General features: G+C 48.7%; 31 protein-coding genes. All 31 read right to left on the bottom strand.

Annotated elements, in window-relative coordinates:
• Positions 1 to 5: 5 nt before the first annotated feature.
• The gene (rplM, locus tag BM056_RS16310) at positions 6 to 437 is read right to left on the bottom strand and encodes a 50S ribosomal protein L13 (RefSeq protein WP_092472479.1); all 432 of its coding nucleotides are present in this window, start codon (positions 435 to 437) and stop codon (positions 6 to 8) included.
• A gap of 183 nt (positions 438 to 620) precedes the next feature.
• Positions 621 to 1364 carry a tRNA pseudouridine(38-40) synthase TruA gene (gene truA, locus BM056_RS16305; RefSeq protein ID WP_092472478.1) on the bottom strand — a complete coding sequence of 248 codons (744 nt, stop codon included), beginning with the start codon at positions 1362 to 1364 and terminating at the stop codon, positions 621 to 623.
• A 25-nt stretch (positions 1365 to 1389) separates the two neighbouring features.
• Positions 1390 to 2193 carry an energy-coupling factor transporter transmembrane component T family protein gene (locus BM056_RS16300; RefSeq protein ID WP_092472477.1) on the bottom strand — a complete coding sequence of 268 codons (804 nt, stop codon included), beginning with the start codon at positions 2191 to 2193 and terminating at the stop codon, positions 1390 to 1392.
• Complete coding sequence (locus tag BM056_RS16295; protein WP_092472476.1) at positions 2193 to 3059, bottom strand: ATP-binding cassette domain-containing protein; 867 nt, start codon at positions 3057 to 3059, stop codon at positions 2193 to 2195. The genes BM056_RS16300 and BM056_RS16295 overlap by 1 nt, the downstream gene beginning before the upstream one ends.
• On the bottom strand, positions 3032 to 3877 hold the full coding sequence (locus BM056_RS16290) for an energy-coupling factor transporter ATPase (protein ID WP_238456499.1): 846 nt from the start codon (positions 3875 to 3877) through the stop codon (positions 3032 to 3034). The genes BM056_RS16295 and BM056_RS16290 overlap by 28 nt, the downstream gene beginning before the upstream one ends.
• 78 nt (positions 3878 to 3955) lie before the next feature.
• Positions 3956 to 4300 carry a 50S ribosomal protein L17 gene (gene rplQ / locus BM056_RS16285; protein WP_092472474.1) on the bottom strand — a complete coding sequence of 115 codons (345 nt, stop codon included), beginning with the start codon at positions 4298 to 4300 and terminating at the stop codon, positions 3956 to 3958.
• Between the two features lie 6 nt (positions 4301 to 4306).
• Positions 4307 to 5257: a DNA-directed RNA polymerase subunit alpha gene (locus tag BM056_RS16280; protein ID WP_092472473.1), complete on the bottom strand. Its 951-nt coding sequence runs from the start codon at positions 5255 to 5257 to the stop codon at positions 4307 to 4309.
• A 55-nt stretch (positions 5258 to 5312) separates the two neighbouring features.
• Positions 5313 to 5939 (bottom strand): 30S ribosomal protein S4, encoded by a 627-nt coding sequence (gene rpsD / locus BM056_RS16275; RefSeq protein WP_092472472.1) that lies wholly within the window; start codon positions 5937 to 5939, stop codon positions 5313 to 5315.
• A 20-nt stretch (positions 5940 to 5959) separates the two neighbouring features.
• Entirely contained in the window at positions 5960 to 6349 is a 390-nt protein-coding gene (gene rpsK, locus BM056_RS16270; RefSeq protein ID WP_027365208.1) for a 30S ribosomal protein S11, read from the bottom strand.
• A gap of 14 nt (positions 6350 to 6363) precedes the next feature.
• Entirely contained in the window at positions 6364 to 6738 is a 375-nt protein-coding gene (gene rpsM / locus BM056_RS16265) for a 30S ribosomal protein S13 (RefSeq protein ID WP_092472471.1), read from the bottom strand.
• 21 nt (positions 6739 to 6759) lie between these two features.
• Positions 6760 to 6873 carry a 50S ribosomal protein L36 gene (rpmJ, locus tag BM056_RS16260; RefSeq protein ID WP_057900126.1) on the bottom strand — a complete coding sequence of 38 codons (114 nt, stop codon included), beginning with the start codon at positions 6871 to 6873 and terminating at the stop codon, positions 6760 to 6762.
• A gap of 33 nt (positions 6874 to 6906) precedes the next feature.
• Positions 6907 to 7125: a translation initiation factor IF-1 gene (infA, locus tag BM056_RS16255; RefSeq protein WP_092472470.1), complete on the bottom strand. Its 219-nt coding sequence runs from the start codon at positions 7123 to 7125 to the stop codon at positions 6907 to 6909.
• A gap of 21 nt (positions 7126 to 7146) precedes the next feature.
• The gene (locus tag BM056_RS16250) at positions 7147 to 7437 is read right to left on the bottom strand and encodes a KOW domain-containing RNA-binding protein (RefSeq protein WP_092472469.1); all 291 of its coding nucleotides are present in this window, start codon (positions 7435 to 7437) and stop codon (positions 7147 to 7149) included.
• A 103-nt stretch (positions 7438 to 7540) separates the two neighbouring features.
• Positions 7541 to 8287 carry a type I methionyl aminopeptidase gene (gene map, locus BM056_RS16245; RefSeq protein ID WP_092472468.1) on the bottom strand — a complete coding sequence of 249 codons (747 nt, stop codon included), beginning with the start codon at positions 8285 to 8287 and terminating at the stop codon, positions 7541 to 7543.
• A 15-nt stretch (positions 8288 to 8302) separates the two neighbouring features.
• Positions 8303 to 9568: a preprotein translocase subunit SecY gene (gene secY / locus BM056_RS16240; protein WP_092472503.1), complete on the bottom strand. Its 1266-nt coding sequence runs from the start codon at positions 9566 to 9568 to the stop codon at positions 8303 to 8305.
• A 9-nt stretch (positions 9569 to 9577) separates the two neighbouring features.
• Positions 9578 to 10021, bottom strand: a complete 444-nt coding sequence (gene rplO / locus BM056_RS16235) for a 50S ribosomal protein L15 (protein ID WP_092472467.1) — start codon at positions 10019 to 10021, stop codon at positions 9578 to 9580.
• An 11-nt stretch (positions 10022 to 10032) separates the two neighbouring features.
• Positions 10033 to 10212 (bottom strand): 50S ribosomal protein L30, encoded by a 180-nt coding sequence (gene rpmD / locus BM056_RS16230; protein ID WP_092472466.1) that lies wholly within the window; start codon positions 10210 to 10212, stop codon positions 10033 to 10035.
• An 11-nt stretch (positions 10213 to 10223) separates the two neighbouring features.
• Positions 10224 to 10727 carry a 30S ribosomal protein S5 gene (gene rpsE, locus BM056_RS16225; RefSeq protein ID WP_174549968.1) on the bottom strand — a complete coding sequence of 168 codons (504 nt, stop codon included), beginning with the start codon at positions 10725 to 10727 and terminating at the stop codon, positions 10224 to 10226.
• Between the two features lie 29 nt (positions 10728 to 10756).
• Positions 10757 to 11122: a 50S ribosomal protein L18 gene (rplR, locus tag BM056_RS16220; RefSeq protein ID WP_092472464.1), complete on the bottom strand. Its 366-nt coding sequence runs from the start codon at positions 11120 to 11122 to the stop codon at positions 10757 to 10759.
• A gap of 24 nt (positions 11123 to 11146) precedes the next feature.
• Positions 11147 to 11692 carry a 50S ribosomal protein L6 gene (gene rplF / locus BM056_RS16215; RefSeq protein WP_092472463.1) on the bottom strand — a complete coding sequence of 182 codons (546 nt, stop codon included), beginning with the start codon at positions 11690 to 11692 and terminating at the stop codon, positions 11147 to 11149.
• Positions 11693 to 11718: 26 nt separating this feature from the next.
• A complete protein-coding gene (rpsH, locus tag BM056_RS16210; protein WP_092472462.1) occupies positions 11719 to 12117 on the bottom strand; it encodes a 30S ribosomal protein S8 in 399 nt (132 codons plus the stop codon).
• A gap of 21 nt (positions 12118 to 12138) precedes the next feature.
• Positions 12139 to 12324, bottom strand: a complete 186-nt coding sequence (locus tag BM056_RS16205; protein WP_092472461.1) for a type Z 30S ribosomal protein S14 — start codon at positions 12322 to 12324, stop codon at positions 12139 to 12141.
• Positions 12325 to 12356: 32 nt separating this feature from the next.
• Complete coding sequence (gene rplE / locus BM056_RS16200) at positions 12357 to 12899, bottom strand: 50S ribosomal protein L5 (protein ID WP_092472460.1); 543 nt, start codon at positions 12897 to 12899, stop codon at positions 12357 to 12359.
• A gap of 23 nt (positions 12900 to 12922) precedes the next feature.
• The gene (gene rplX, locus BM056_RS16195) at positions 12923 to 13249 is read right to left on the bottom strand and encodes a 50S ribosomal protein L24 (protein WP_092472459.1); all 327 of its coding nucleotides are present in this window, start codon (positions 13247 to 13249) and stop codon (positions 12923 to 12925) included.
• Between the two features lie 29 nt (positions 13250 to 13278).
• Positions 13279 to 13638 (bottom strand): 50S ribosomal protein L14, encoded by a 360-nt coding sequence (rplN, locus tag BM056_RS16190; protein ID WP_435050974.1) that lies wholly within the window; start codon positions 13636 to 13638, stop codon positions 13279 to 13281.
• Between the two features lie 52 nt (positions 13639 to 13690).
• On the bottom strand, positions 13691 to 13957 hold the full coding sequence (rpsQ, locus tag BM056_RS16185) for a 30S ribosomal protein S17 (RefSeq protein ID WP_174549967.1): 267 nt from the start codon (positions 13955 to 13957) through the stop codon (positions 13691 to 13693).
• Between the two features lie 57 nt (positions 13958 to 14014).
• Positions 14015 to 14218 carry a 50S ribosomal protein L29 gene (gene rpmC / locus BM056_RS16180; RefSeq protein ID WP_092472457.1) on the bottom strand — a complete coding sequence of 68 codons (204 nt, stop codon included), beginning with the start codon at positions 14216 to 14218 and terminating at the stop codon, positions 14015 to 14017.
• Positions 14208 to 14642: a 50S ribosomal protein L16 gene (gene rplP / locus BM056_RS16175; RefSeq protein WP_092472456.1), complete on the bottom strand. Its 435-nt coding sequence runs from the start codon at positions 14640 to 14642 to the stop codon at positions 14208 to 14210. The genes rpmC and rplP overlap by 11 nt, the downstream gene beginning before the upstream one ends.
• Before the next feature lie 5 nt (positions 14643 to 14647).
• The gene (gene rpsC, locus BM056_RS16170; RefSeq protein WP_092472455.1) at positions 14648 to 15313 is read right to left on the bottom strand and encodes a 30S ribosomal protein S3; all 666 of its coding nucleotides are present in this window, start codon (positions 15311 to 15313) and stop codon (positions 14648 to 14650) included.
• A gap of 1 nt (position 15314) precedes the next feature.
• Positions 15315 to 15659 (bottom strand): 50S ribosomal protein L22, encoded by a 345-nt coding sequence (gene rplV, locus BM056_RS16165; protein WP_092472454.1) that lies wholly within the window; start codon positions 15657 to 15659, stop codon positions 15315 to 15317.
• 23 nt (positions 15660 to 15682) lie between these two features.
• A complete protein-coding gene (rpsS, locus tag BM056_RS16160; protein ID WP_092472453.1) occupies positions 15683 to 15967 on the bottom strand; it encodes a 30S ribosomal protein S19 in 285 nt (94 codons plus the stop codon).
• Positions 15968 to 15977: the final 10 nt, after the last annotated feature.

Genomic DNA, 15977 nt, shown 5'->3' with positions numbered 1-15977 from the left:
GCCTGCTACATTTCCCAAACTTCAGGCTGTTGGGCCTGATGGGGATGGTCGCTGCCGCGATAAATACGTAACTTGGTCGCCATATCTCTACCCAAAGTGTTATGAGGTAGCATACCGGTAACTGCCTTATAGACAGCAAGTTCAGGCCTGGTTTGCATCAGTTTGTCATACCTGATTTGCTTTAAACCACCTGGATATCCGGAATGACGATACAACATTTTCTGCTGCAGTTTTTTTCCTGTTAAAATCACCTTATCGGCATTAATAATTATGACATGGTCGCCGGAGTTGATATGAGGGGTATACTCAGGCTTATGTTTACCCCTTAATAACCTGGCGGCTTCAACCGCCAAGCGTCCCAGCACCTTGCCTTCACCGTCAATAATGTACCATTTGCGCTGAAGCTCGTTTGGCTTAGCCATATACGTCGTTCTCATTAATTATACCTCCCGTGACAGAAAGGAAACCCTGGCAAACCGGGGGCTAAGCGGTTGCCATCAGGTCACACATGCATTATTTTATTACATAGGATTGCCAATGTCAAGGCTTTTACCCTTACTGCTGCCGGTTTTATCTCAAAAAACCCGGCAAAGGTGGTAACTTATATAATTAGTTCCAACTCAATACACCACTTGTTCCATGCAAAGGCCTTGTGGTGGAAACGTTGGTCCCGCCATAACCCTGTTACAGGCTTGTAAAATTTCTACAACCTGTCCGGGTTTGATTTTTCCCAAACCTGCCTGTACGAGTGTCCCAACCATTATTCTAACCATATTATAAAGGAATCCGTCACCGGTAAACACAAGCTTTACCAACGGCCCGTCCGTGAGAATATCAGCCTGGTATAATGTCCGCACCGTATTTTTAACGGTAGACCCCGAAGCCTGGAAGCATTTAAAATCGTGACTTCCCAGCAGGTTTAGAGCGGCCTGCTCCATGTCTTTAACATTCAGCGGAACAGGCATAAAATAGCTATAAAGGCGATAAAAAGGCGAAGGAATTCTGTCGTTCCAAATGCAATAACTGTACGTTTTAGCTTTGGCTGAAAACCTGGAATGAAATTCTTCCGGGACCTCTTCCGCCGACAGCACTACAATGTCGTCAGGCAGTATGCCGTTTAAGGCCAAGGGAATACGCCCAATTGGTATCGGCCAATTTGGATTACGAAAATTTATCACTTGACCCCGGGCGTGCACACCCGCGTCGGTACGTCCCGCCCCTACCACCTGAATTCTTTCACCGGCTAAACGGGTCAGGCAGTCTTCCATGGCTTCTTGTATTGTAAGCAGACCCGTACCCCGTTGCTCCTGAAAGCCGTGGTAATTGGTTCCGTCGTATGCTATTGTAAGCTTGATATTTCGCAACTTACCACCCCGAAAGAAGGCAGTTCTACCTGGATAAGCTTTTAGTATAAAGTGTAATAAATAATATAATCATAGCTATAGACATGGCCAGATAATCAGGCAGCTTAAGCTTTAATTCAGTAATACTTGACCGTTCCGCCCCTGTGCGATAACATCTTATTTCCATGGCCACAGCAAGCTCATCGGCCCTGCGAAATATATTGGTCAATAGCGGAATCATAAATGGTATCAGTCCCCTGACCCTTTGCCTTATGCCACCGCTTGTAAAATCAGCTCCCCGGGCTCGCTGCGCAGCAATTAAAAGCCTTGCCTCATCAAAAAGAGTAGGTACAAACCGCAGGGCTAAATTAATAGCCATGGCAAATTCCCTAACCGGAACCCTTAATTTAGACAGCGGCAACAGCAAACGCTCCAAAGCTGTGGATAGTTGTATCGGGGTAGTGCTAAACGTTAATACCGCGGCCACGAGCAGTAAACCGGCCATCTGCCATAACATGCGCCCACCGGCTGCCAATCCGGTTTTTGAAAGATATAAGCGACCAATTAGCTGTATTGGCTCCCCGGGGGTAAAAACACTTTGCAGCATAAGGCTTATTAATAAAAGCAGCCACAACGGTTTGTAAATCTGCCAGTAAAGCCCCAACTTAATCCGTGCGGCAGCCAGCACCAGCCCTATCCAGAGTGATACCGCCAACAGGCTCGGCCAACTTGCGGCAGCCAGCACCGAGATGGCTGTTAGCGCTGTAACCAGGAGCTTGGCTCTGGGGTCCATTTTATGCACCGGAGAGTCTACCGGAAGGTATTGTCCCATGGTAATTGAATTTAACATTACCCGTCTCCCGGTTTAGTTTTTAAATATGTCCGGTGAAGCACCCGGGCAAGATCATCAATAGTTATCGGTGCCCCCATTAACCGGACACCATTAACACTTAATTTATGGGTCAGTTCCACTGGAAACGGCGGTTCAAGGCCGGCGCCAAGCAGTAATTCAGGCTGGCTGAGAATCTGCTGCGGCGGTCCGGCTGCTATTAACTCACCGCTGCTTAAAACTGCCACCAGCCCCGCAAACTCAACTGCATCTTCAAGGTAATGGGTTATTACAACAATTGTAGTTCCCTTTTTCAGCTGACGGCGTTTGAGAGCTTGCAGAATTTGTTTTTTGGCCTGCGGGTCCAGACCTGCCCCCGGCTCGTCAAGAATCAACGCTGGAGTTTGCATCGCCAGAACTCCGGCAATAGCCACCCTCCGGCTGAGCCCTCCGCTGAGGGTTATCGGGTCACATTGTAACATATCCTCTGCCAGACCCACATCCGTCAAGGCCTCCACCACCCGGTGCCTGACCTCTTTCTCGTCAAGCCCCAGGTTACGTGGTCCAAAGGCTATGTCCTCATACACGGTGGAACTGAAAATTTGCCGCTCGGGAAATTGAAACACCAGTCCCACTTTGCGCCATAGGCTGTTCCGGTTCCTACGGGAGGCTGCATCAACACCAAACACGGATACCTGCCCTGATGTTGGCTGCAACAATCCGTTGAAATGTTGAACCAAAGTGGATTTCCCACTGCCGGAAGCACCGAGCAGGGCCAAAAATTCACCCCTGGGTATTTCTAAATCTATATCCTTCAGAGCCACCGTTTCCAACGGTGTGCCCTTAAAATATACATGGGTCAACTTGTTTGTTTGAACAAACGGCATAAAAAACACACCATGTCATCCGTATTAACAATCCCGGCGGGAACATTCAGCCCGTAACCGGCCAGCGCATTGGACAGCCTTGTAACCCGGGGTAATTCAAACTCTAATTTTTCGCTCACCACCGGATCGCCGAATATGCTGCCCGGCGCGCCATCGGCCACCAGTTGGCCGCTGCGTAAAACCCAGATGCGGTCTGCTACAACCGCCTCATCCATATTATGGGTTATTAACACAATTGCCGTTCCTTCGGCAGCCAGACCGCGCAGCACCTCCAGTACCCCGCGCCGGCCTATGGGATCCAGCATTGAGGTCGGTTCATCCAAAATAAGAAAAGCCGGCCGCAAAGCCAGTAGTCCGGCTGTGGCCAGCCGCTGCTTTTCTCCTCCTGACAGAAGATGGGGCGGCCGGTCCTTTAAATGGCCCAAACCCACTTTCTCCAGGGCATGGTTAACCCGGTAATGAATTTCTGTGGACGGCAGGTTTAGGTTTTCCGGCCCAAAGGCAACATCTTCCTCCACCCGGGCAGCTACAATCTGGTTGTCCGGGTTTTGCAAGACCAACCCAACCTGTCTTCTGACTTCAATTTGATTTCGTGAGTCAGCTGAAGATAAACCGTCCACCAGCACCTGCCCCTGAGTGGGACGGAGAAGTCCGCATATTAAGCGCGCCAGTGTGGACTTACCGCTGCCGTTAGGGCCGATCACGGCCAGAAATTCCCCGCTCCTAATCAGAGCATTAATCTCATTCAAAATAAGACGATCACTGCCAGGGTACTTAAAGGCCAGGTTTCTTAATGCAATAGTGGATTCGTTAGCCACCAAAACCCCTCACTCAGTACAGACCCCAAAATGCCAAGAGGAAACCGCAAAGGCGATTTCCCGGCCAGCAATTTTTAATTAAACAAGTTCAAGCAGCACCAACTGCGCGGCGTCACCACGCCTGTAACCAATTCTGATTATCCGGGTATATCCACCCTGGCGATCAGCATATTTAGGACCATAGTTATCGAACAGCTTGCGCACCACTTTCTCTTCATAGATATACTCCAGTGCCTGCCGTCTCGCATTAAGGTCCCCCTTTTTAGCCAGGGTAATCATTTTTTCGGCTATTCTCTTAACTTCTTTGGCCCGGCTTTCGGTGGTGGTAATGCGTTCATCGCGCAATAAAGAAGTCACCAGGTTACGCAACATAGCCTTTCTATGGCCTGTATTACGACCCAATTTTGCGTACGCCACCGTCATCCCTCCTTACTCATCGTCCTTGCGCAAACCTAAATTTAATTCAGATAACTTGTGCATAACTTCTTCCAGGGATTTTTTGCCCAGGTTGCGCACCTTCATCATGTCCTCTTCGTTGCGTTGAATCAATTCTTCCACAGTATTGATTCCGGCACGCTTCAGACAATTATAGGAGCGCACACTCAAATCCAGCTCTTCTATCGGCATCTCCAGAATTTTATCCTTTTGTTCTTCTTCTTTTTCCACCATTATCTCAACATCGTCTGTAGATTCGGTGAGCTTGATAAAAAGCCGGAGATGCTCGCTTAATATTTTAGCGCTTAAGCTAATTGCCTCATCAGGTTGAATACTGCCGTCAGTCCATACTTCCAGAGTGAGTTTGTCGAAATCCGTACGCTGCCCTACCCTGGTGTTTGCAACATTGTAATTAACTTTTCTGACGGGAGTAAAAATTGAATCGACCGGAATAATACCAATCACATGATCTCCTTGCTTGTTGCGCTCAGCCGATACGTAACCCCGTCCCCTGGATACAGTCATTTCCATATACAACCTGGCCCCTTCAGCCAGGGTTGCAATATGCAAATCAGGATTCAATATTTCCACATCAGCATCGGAAGTAATGTCTCCGGCCTTTACTTCTCCCTCTCCCTGGGCCTCTATTCTAAGAGTCCGCTCTTCGTCCATGTTGTATAGCTTAATACATAGATTTTTGAGGTTGAGTATTATTTCGGTAACATCTTCCTTAACTCCGGGAATTGTGGCAAATTCGTGCAAAACACCATCAATTTTAACCGTCGTGACAGCAGCACCCGGTAGGGATGAGAGCAGGATCCTTCTGAGCGAATTGCCCAAAGTAATACCATAGCCTCTTTCCAGCGGCTCAACCACAAACTTACCGTAATTCTGCTCTTCATTAGTTTCAATACATTCAATTCTCGGCTTTTCTATTTCCAACATAACTCGAACATACCCCCTCCTTGGGACGGAATGGGATTGATACTGCTCCCGCGGATTATTTGGAGTACAACTCCACGATAAGGGTTTCCTGAACGGGGGCGTCTATTTGATCCCGGGAGGGAAGATCCACCACCCGGCCCTTAACCTGGTTGGCGTCATATTCCAGCCATGCCGGTGCCGTGTTGTCTGCAGCGCGTTCCAGTAACTCTTTGACCCGCGGCGACTCAAGACTTCTTTCCCTAACAGTAATTTCATCGCCTACCCTAACCAGGAATGAGGGAATATTGGTTTTGCGTCCGTTGACTCTGAAATGCCCGTGCCGCACCAGCTGGCGGGCCTCATTACGGGAAGCCGCCAAACCCAGGCGGTAAACCACGTTATCAAGGCGGCGCTCAAGCAATCTCAACAAATTTTCCCCGGTAACACCCGGTTGCCTTGAGGCTTTATCATAATAATTTCTAAACTGTTTTTCCAATACGCCGTAAAAACGACGCGCTTTTTGTTTTTCTCTTAACTGCAGGCCGTATTCGGAAACCTTTTTTCTACCCTGTCCATGCTGACCCGGAGCATAGCTGCGCCGGTCAATACCACATTTTCCGGTGTAACAGCGATCCCCTTTCAGGTAAAGCTTTTGGCCTTCACGACGGCATAACTTACACACTGCACCTGTATATCTTGCCATAAGCTGCTAAAAACACCTCCTTATACTCTCCGGCGTTTTGGCGGCCGGCAGCCGTTATGCGGGATTGGAGTAACATCTTTAATCATATTTACTTCCAAACCAGCAGCCTGCAAGGAACGTATAGCCGCTTCCCTGCCCGCCCCGGGGCCCTTAACCGTAACTTCGACTTCTTTCATTCCGTGCTCCATAGCCTCACGGGCAGCCTTCTCGGCAGCCATTTGGGCGGCGAACGGTGTGCTTTTTCTAGAGCCTTTAAACCCGACTCCGCCGGCACTAGCCCACGAAATGGCATTACCTTTCGTATCGGAGATGGTAATGATGGTATTATTAAAGGTGGATTTAATATGTGCCACACCTTGCTCGATATTTTTACGTTCCCGCCTTCTGGTTCTGGCAACTCTTCGAGCCAACTAATGTTCCCCCCTTATTTAGCCTTCCTGCGGACGCCAACAGTACGTTTGGGTCCTTTGCGGGTTCTGGCGTTGTTTTTGGTATTCTGACCGCGCACCGGAAGGCCGCGACGGTGGCGCAGTCCCCTGTAACTGCCTATTTCCATTAGGCGCTTGATATTGAGAGCGATTTCACGGCGCAGGTCGCCCTCAACCCGGAAATTCTTTTCAATTATGTCCCTTAACTTGTTAACCTCTTCTTCTGTCAGATCCCTGATTCTGGTATCGGGATTGACTCCCGACTGATTCAAAATCCTTTGCGAGGTGGGTCTGCCGATGCCGTAAATATAGGTAAGGCCGATTTCTACCCTTTTATCCCGCGGTAAATCAACACCCGCGATACGTGCCATTCCTAAAAAACACCTCCAATTCTACCCCTGACGCTGCTTATGCTTGGGGTTTTCACAAATAACCATAACTTTGCCTTTGCGTCTAATGATCTTACATTTTTCACAGATTGGTTTAACAGAAGGCCTGACTTTCATAATTCAACCTCCCCGGCCCCCGTCGGGCCTGGTTTATTTATACCGGTAAACAATTCTGCCCCGGGTTAAATCATAGGGCGATAACTCAACCATCACTCTGTCACCGGCCAAAATTCTAATAAAGTTCATCCTTATTTTCCCGCTTACATGAGCCAGAACTTTATGACCGTTTTTTAATTCCACCCGAAACATTGCATTCGGTAGCGGTTCCAATACAGTTCCTTCTACTTCAATTACATCCTTACCTGACATTAGATATCAAACCAACCTCCTTTAAAATGGCCGCTCTTCCGGCTGCTCCAGTAGTTCCTGTATGGTCCGGCGCATTTCCTGATTGGTAATGCGCTGACTGTCCTTTATTTTTTCGGCAATTTGAACGGCTACCCGGGAATGAAAAATTAGGTGCTTGATATTTTTCTTCTTGGGATTTTCCACCCGTCTGATTGTACCATCAGCAACATAAACATAATTATCGCCTGCTCTTTCCATTACCAGATAAATTCTACCGTTATCCCGCCCGGACCTGGATTCCACCAGTTGCCCCGGAACCGCCCTAACCTCCATTTCCTTCACCCTCCCCGTAAGGGTGTAGCAATTTCTTGTTCGACCGCGTGTCCCGATACACATAACTATCAACGACCACTAATTACCGCTTACCGGCTACTTTTTAAAGCATGGTTAGTATGACAGGATCGCCGTCGGTAATTACTATTGTGTGTTCGAAATGCACGGAAGGCTTGCCGTCCCGGGTAACCACCGTCCAGTTATCCGGAAGAGTTAGCACTTCGTAAGTGCCCATGTTCACCATTGGTTCAATCGCTAATGTCATTCCCGTCTTCAGGCGCGGCCCGCGACCGGGCCTACCGAAATTGGGTACCTGAGGATCCTCGTGCATTTTGCTGCCGATACCGTGCCCAACATAATCTCTGACAACGGAATAACCGTTCTTTTCCACAAAACTCTGCACAGCATGAGAGATATCTGATAGCCGGTTACCGTTCCTGGCCATTTTAATGCCTCTGTCCAGAGCTTCTTTGGTAACATCAATTATTTTTTGCAATTCCGGCGTAATTTCACCTACGGGAAACGTCTGGGCGGCATCCCCGAAAAAACCATTTATTTCCGCTCCAACATCAATACTGATAATATCCCCATTTTCCAATTTTTTTAAACCAGGGATACCATGCACCACCTGTTCGTTGACCGAAGCGCAAACAGCAGCGGGAAAGCCATAAAGACCTTTAAAAGCAGGCTTGGCACCCTTAGCTAAAATATATTCTTCGGCTACCCGGTTAATTTCAGCGGTAGTAACGCCCGGCCTGATCGCTTTCGCCACCTCGGCCAGGGCCCCCGCCACCACCCGACCGGCTTCGCGCATGTACCTAATTTCCCGTTCGGATTTACATATAATCATACGGCAACACCTCGGCTACTTAATAAAGCCCTGGTAGCTCCGCATCAGGAGATGTGACTCAATTTGCTTCATGGTGTCCAAGGCCACGCCAACTACAATAAGCAAAGCCGTCCCACCAAAATAAATGTTGGGAATTCGTGTGGCCAGCAATATAAAGTTGGGCAATATGGCAATAAGAGCCAGAAACACCGCACCTGCCAGGGTAATTCTATTCATCACCCGGGCAATGTACTCGGCAGTTGGCCTGCCAGGCCTGATACCCGGAATGAAACCACCATATTTTTTAATATTCTCAGCGACATCAACCGGGTTCATAATTACAGCCGTATAGAAGTAAGTAAAACCTATAATCAATAGAGCATATGCAACTGTGTGCGCCGCTGTACCCCAGCCAAAATATCTGGTGAAGAAATCAGCTACAGCGGAGCCTTGAAACCACTGAGCGATCTGGGCCGGAAACATCAGCAGTGAAGAAGCAAAAATTACGGGAATAACACCGGCCTGGTTTACCTTTAACGGCAGGTGAGTTGTTTGCCCGCCATACACTCTTCTGCCCACAACCCTTTTGGCGTATTGCACCGGAATTCGTCTTTGCCCTTCCTGAACCGCAACCACTGCGGCAATTACCAGCGCACCAATCACTACCAGAATCAACAGGCTAAGTATATTAATTGTGCCAGCCTGCAGTTGCATAATTAAGTTATTAATTCCGGCCGGCAGCCTGCTCACGATACCCGCGAAAATTAGCAGCGAAATACCATTGCCGATGCCGTACTCGGTAATTTGCTCGCCAATCCACATCAATAGAGCGGTACCGGCTGTCAGGGTGATAACTATAACAACGTAACTGGTAAAACCGGGATTATGCAAAGTACCCGAGCGTCCCATCACCGCGCTCATACCGATAGCCTGCAAAAAAGCCAAAACCACTGTAAAATAGCGGGTATACTGGCTAATCTTTTTACGGCCTTCTTCACCCTCTTTGGCTAATTTCTCCAGGTGAGGTATTACTACCGTAAGCAGCTGCATAATGATAGATGCGTTGATGTATGGCACTATGCTCATGGCAAACACTGAAAAGCTTTTGAATGCGCCACCTGAAATAACGTCAAAGAATCCGAACAGCATTCCTTGGCCGATTAACTCTTGAAACTTAGCGACATCGACACCGGGCACAGGAACATGGGTACCCAGCCTGAAGATAAAGATCATGGCCAGGGTAAAAAGTATCTTGTTTCTTAATTCGCTGACCTTAAAGGCGCCCTTCAGTCCATCCAGTATCGTTGCCACTTATATCACCTCAGCCTTGCCGCCGGCAGATTGGATTTTATCCACCGCGCTTTTACTGAAGGCATTGGCTTTCACCGTAAGCGACTTCTCCAGGTTCCCTTCACCAAGAATCTTGACCCCGTCACCAATTTTACTAATTACTTTGGCTTGTAATAGAGTTTCGGGAGTTACCTCAACACCGTTTTCAAAGCGATTTAATTTTTCCAGATTTACCGCAATTATTTCCTTTTTAAAAGGTGCATTGGTGAATCCCCGCTTGGGCATGCGGCGCTGCAAAGGCATCTGGCCACCTTCAAAACCGGGCCTGACACCCCCTCCGCTACGCGCGTTTTGACCTTTGTGCCCGCGTCCGGCGGTCTTACCCCACCCTGATCCGACGCCCTGACCTTTGCGTTTGGCCTTATGCCTGGAACCGGGTGTAGGTTGTAACTCGTGCAGGTTCATATTGCACCTCCTTAAACTTCCTCCACCTTTAGCAAGTGCGGAATTTTATTTATTACTCCCCTGACCTGGGGTGAATCCTCACGGATAACGAAATGATTAAGTTTAGTCAAGCCCATGGCACGAACCGTTTTCCTCTGCGTTTCCGGCCGCCCGATCAGGCTTCTGACCAGGGTAATTTTTAGCTTGGCCATAATAATACCCCCTAACCCAGCAGTTCTTCCACTTTTTTGTCACGTAACCTGGCAACCTGCTCCGGCGTCTTTAGGTTTTTAATGGCCTCAAGTGTAGCCCGCACAACGTTATTGGCATTGTTTGAGCCCAGCGATTTAGTAAGGATATCCCTGACACCCGCCAATTCCATAATGGCCCTTACAGGACCGCCTGCAATAACACCGGTACCGGGTGCAGCCGGTTTTAACATAACTTTGCCGGCGCCGAATATGCCGATTACCTCATGTGGTACTGTAGTTTTGGCAAGTGGCACATTAATCAGGTTCTTCTTGGCGTCTTCAACGCCCTTGCGGATTGCTTCGGGCACCTCACCGGCCTTGCCCATTCCGGCCCCTACCCGTCCTTTACCGTCGCCGACAACCACCAAAGCCGAAAAACTAAACCGTCTTCCGCCTTTAACAACTTTGGCCACGCGGTTAATAAATACAACTTTTTCGGAAAACTCGGATTTAACCGGTTCAAACTTTGACACCATTTTCCCTCCTTTTACAACCGGTTCATTTCTTAAAATTCAAGTCCTGCCTCCCTGGCTGCATCAGCCAGAGCCTTGACCCGGCCGTGGTAAATATAACCGGCCCGGTCAAATACGACCTTGGTTATTCCTTTTTCCAACGCCTTGGCGGCGATCAATTTACCCACTGCTGCAGCCGCATCCTTATTACCGCCCGTATTTTCTCCTTTTAGATCGGGCGAAAGGGATGACGCGGCCACAAGGGTTTGACCGAGATCATCATCTATGATCTGGGCATAAATATTGTTGATGCTGCGGTAAATGTTCAACCTTGGACGTTCGGCAATACCATTAACCTTGTTGCGCACACGCAAATGCCTTTTTTTACGCAGCTCATTGCGGTCTGGTTTTGTAATCATGCCACTTCACTCCTTCCCCCTGGTTTAACGTTTGGCGCCGGCCTTGCCTACCTTGCGGCGAATAACTTCGCCCTCGTACTTGATACCCTTGCCTTTGTACGGCTCAGGCTCGCGAACAGCACGAATATTGGCAGCTATAGCGCCCACTGTTTCCTTGTCAATTCCCTTAACCGATATTTTAGTAGCGGCGGGTACTTCAATTGTAATCCCTTCCGGGGGAACTATCTCTACCGGGTGAGAGTAACCGACGGTCAGTACCAGTTTTGAGCCCTGCATAGCGGCGCGATAGCCGACGCCTACCAGTTCCAGGTTCTTTTGAAATCCGGCCGACACGCCTTGCACCATGTTGTTCAAAAGCGTACGGGTTAAGCCGTGCAAGGATCTGTGCAGCTTATTGTCGGTAGGTCTTTTAATTAAAATAGTACTGTCATCCACTTGTTCAATGATCATTTCCCGGTGAAACGTTTTTTCCAGCTTCCCCTTGGGGCCTTCAACCCGGACGGTGTTACCCTCCACTACAGCCTTAACGTTGTCGGGAAGCAGGACGGGTTTCTTACCGATTCTGCTCATCTTTTACACCTCCTGTGCCCCTTGCACTACCATACGTAGCATACAACCTCTCCACCAAGGTTCTGCTGACGGGCATTTTTGTCAGTCATTATACCTCTGGATGTGGATATGATCGCTATACCAAGACCACCCAGTACCTTGGGTATGGAATCCTTGCGGGAATATACCCTGAGACCGGGTTTCGAGATTCTTTTAAGTCCGGTAATAACGCGTTCTTTACCCGAACCATACTTCATGTAAACCCGCAAAACACCTTGCTTGCCATCTTCAATATATTCGTAGTCTCTGATAAAGCCCTCTTCCTTCAATATGTCGGCTATGGCCCGTTTCATTCTGGAAGCAGGAGCCTCTACTTTATCATGATAAACCATATTGGCATTACGGATACGGGTTAAAAAATCGGCAACAGGATCAGTCATGACCATCCCGTTCATACCTCCTTCCTTTTACCAACTGGCCTTCCTCAGCCCGGGTATTTCGCCCTTATATGCCAACTCCCGGAAACATACCCGGCAGATTCCAAATTTACGCATGTAGGCGCGAGGACGGCCGCAGATATTGCATCTGTTGTAAGCCCTTACGTGGTATTTCTGGGGGCCTTGAGATTTGTTAATCATTGCCTTTTTGGCCACTTAATTCCCTCCTTTGCCGGTGGGGTAGACATTTATGCTGCCTTAAATGGCATGCCCATAAGACGGAGCAGCTCTCTTGCTTCCTCGTCAGTTTTGGCAGTAGTTACAAAAATAATATCCATTCCCCTGACTTTATCGATTTTATCATAATCAATTTCAGGAAAAATAAGCTGTTCCCTGATCCCCATGCTATAATTGCCGCGCCCGTCAAATGACTTGGGCGAAACCCCGCGGAAGTCGCGCACCCGCGGCAGGGCAATGTTGACCAGCCTATCCACAAATTCGTACATCCGGTCACCGCGCAAAGTTACCTTGCAGCCTATGGTCATTCCCTGGCGCAGCTTGAAAGCCGCTATGGATTTTTTAGCCTTGGTAACCACCGGACGCTGGCCGGTTATAATCATCAAATCATTTACCGCCGCATCAATGGCCTTACTGTTTTGAATGGCTTCACCAACACCCATGTTAATGACGACCTTCTCCAGCCTGGGTACTTGCATGACATTCTTGTAACCGAATTTATCCATCATAGCCTTAATTACTTCGCTATTGTGCTTTTCCTTCAGCCTAGGCACATCGCTTCCCTCCTTCCGCCGAGTCAGCTCAGCACTTCCCCGCATTTTTTGCACTGACGGACCTTTTTGCCGTCTTCCAATAATCTTTTACTTATCCGGGTAGGATTGTTACACTTGGTGCAGAAAAGCATCACATTTGAGCTGTGCAATGGTGCTTCTCTCTCCATAATCCCGCCCTGGGGCGTACTTCTGGTAGGTTTGGTATGGCGCTTCATTTTGTTTACGCCCTCAACCACCACGCGGCTTTTGGCAGGGTCTACTTCCAGCACTTTGCCCTTTTTGCCGGCGTTTTTGCCGCGAATAACAAGTACGGTATCACCTTTTTTTACGTGTACTTTGGGCTTGGTCATATCCGTTACACCTCCTGTAGCGGCAGTCATTACAAGACTTCCGGAGCCAGGGAGACGATTTTCATGTAATCATGATCGCGCAGCTCCCGGGCAACGGGCCCGAATATCCTGGTACCCCTGGGAGTACCATCGTCTTTAATAATAACGGCGGCATTTTCATCAAATTTAATATATGAACCGTCCGGACGCCGCACCTCTTTTTTGGTGCGAACGATAACGGCCCTGACTACGTCGCCCTTCTTAACAACGCCGCCTGGTGTAGCTTCTTTAACAGAAGCTATAATTATATCGCCAAGGCTGGCATAACGACGCAACGCCCCGCCCATAACCTTGATGCACATCATTTTACGAGCTCCAGTGTTGTCTGCCGCCCTGAGCATCGTTTGCATTTGAATCACCAGACATCCTCCCTTTCAGTGACAGACTGCGGTTAACCGGCGGCTAAAGAATCTGCTCTGTCTTGCGCACAACTTCAACCACGCGCCACCGCTTATCCTTGGACAGGGGTCTGGTTTCCATTATTTTTACCCTGTCGCCGACGTTGCATGAATTTTCCTCGTCATGCGCCTTATATTTTTTGGTTTGCCGGATGGTCCGTCCATACAATTTGTGGCTAACCATTGTTTCCACAGCGACCACCACAGTTTTATCCATCTTGTTGCTCACCACAGTACCCGTACGGGTTTTGCGCATTTTGCGCTCAGACAATCTAGCTACCCCCTTCCGTTAGCGGGTTGAATATTTTTATCTTGCCGGGATATCGTACTAGGCTCTGCTTAGCCCGATTTCCCTCTCTCTGATTACGGTCTTGACGCGGGCAATGCTCCGGCGCACTTCCTTTATTCTCATGGCATTATCCAGCTGACCGGTAGCCAGCTGAAAGCGCAAACGAAACAGTTCGTCTTTGGCATCGCTTAATTTTTTGACCAATTCTTGATCGGTCATGTCACGCAACTCATTAGCCTTCACTTGCCTCACCTACTTCCCCACGTCTAACAAATTTGGTTTTGACGGGCAGTTTATGAGCAGCTAAGCGCATCGCTTCCCTGGCTACTTCTTCAGTAACACCGGCCAATTCAAATAATATCCGCCCCGGCTTAACCACCGCAACCCACCATTCGGGAGCGCCCTTGCCGCTACCCATACGGGTTTCAGCAGGCTTCTTGGTTACGGGCTTATCCGGGAATATTTTAATCCAGACCTTACCGCCACGCTTGATGTAACGAGTCATGGCAATACGCGCGGCCTCAATTTGGCGGTTGGTAATCCAACCGGCCTCTAAAGCCTGCAGACCGTATTCACCGAAATGAACCTCATTGCCGCCCTTGGATTTACCACCAGGAATTCCTCCGCGACGCTGCTTGCGGTATTTAACCCTCTTCGGAATGAGCATAGAGCCTATTCGCCTCCTTTACCGGCAGCGGTCTTCTTGACTTCCGGCAAAACTTCTCCTTTATAAATCCAAACTTTAATACCAATTTTACCATAGGTTGTGTTAGCTTCTGCAAAGCCATAATCAATATCGGCCCGTAATGTATGCAGGGGTACTTTACCCTCGCTATACCACTCGGTCCGGGCGATTTCCGCACCGGCCAACCTGCCGCTGCAGGCAATCTTAATCCCTTTGGCGCCCATTTTCATGGCGCGGCCGACGCTTTGTTTCATGGCCCGGCGGAAAGCTATTCTTTTTTCCAGCTGCGAAGCCACGTTTTCAGCCATCAGTTGGGCATCAACTTCGGGAACCTTTACTTCAACGATATTTATATTAACCTGCTTGCCAGTCATTTTTTCCAACTGCTTGCGCAGGTTTTCCACCTCAGCGCCGCCTCGCCCAATTACTATACCAGGCTTAGCTGTATAAATGGAAATCTTGACCTTGTTTGCCGCCCTCTCAATTTGGATGCGGGATATGCCGGCAGCGTAAAGCTTCTGCTTGATAAATTTCCGGACCTTTTGATCTTCAAGCAAGAGACCGGCGAAACTCTTTTTATCGGCAAACCACTTAGCATCCCAATCTCTGATGATGCCAATGCGCAACCCTTTGGGGTTTACCTTCTGGCCCACGCTAGCCCTCCTTCTTTTCTTGTACTATGACAGTGATGTGACTGGTACGGTGACGCAACACATCGGCACGTCCCATCGCACGCGGCTGCCACCTTTTAATGGTCGGTCCCTGATCCACATAGCAAGCAGCTACAACCAAGTTTTCACTATCCATGTCATAATTATGCTCTGCATTGGCAGCAGCTGATTTTACCACCTTGGCCACAGGTACCGATGCCCGTTGGGGCGTGTATTTTAAAATTGCCAGTGCCTCTTTAACATCCTTACCCCTGATGAGATCCACTACTAAACGCACCTTGCGCGGGGAGATGCGGATAAATCTTGCAACCGCTTTTGCTTCTGGCATGATTTCATCCCCTTTTCTTCAGGTTACTTCAATGACGTTGACCTTTCAGTATGCGATCCGTGCCCCCTGAAAAGTCTGGTTGGAGCGAATTCGCCTAATTTGTGACCCACCATGTCCTCGGTAACATATACCGGAACATGTTTTCTCCCGTCATGAACTGCTAATGTATGCCCGATCATTTCCGGGAAAATGGTGGAGCGACGTGACCAGGTCTTAATGACCCTTTTGTCACCCTTATCGTTCATGTCCTTTATTTTATTAAGGAGCTTCTCGTCACAATACGGGCCTTTTTTGAGGGAACGACCCATAGACTGGCCT

The organism is Desulfotruncus arcticus DSM 17038, from assembly GCF_900113335.1.
GTDB lineage: Bacteria > Bacillota > Desulfotomaculia > Desulfotomaculales > Desulfallaceae > Desulfotruncus > Desulfotruncus arcticus.
This window is presented reverse-complemented; position numbering and strand designations above follow the sequence as displayed.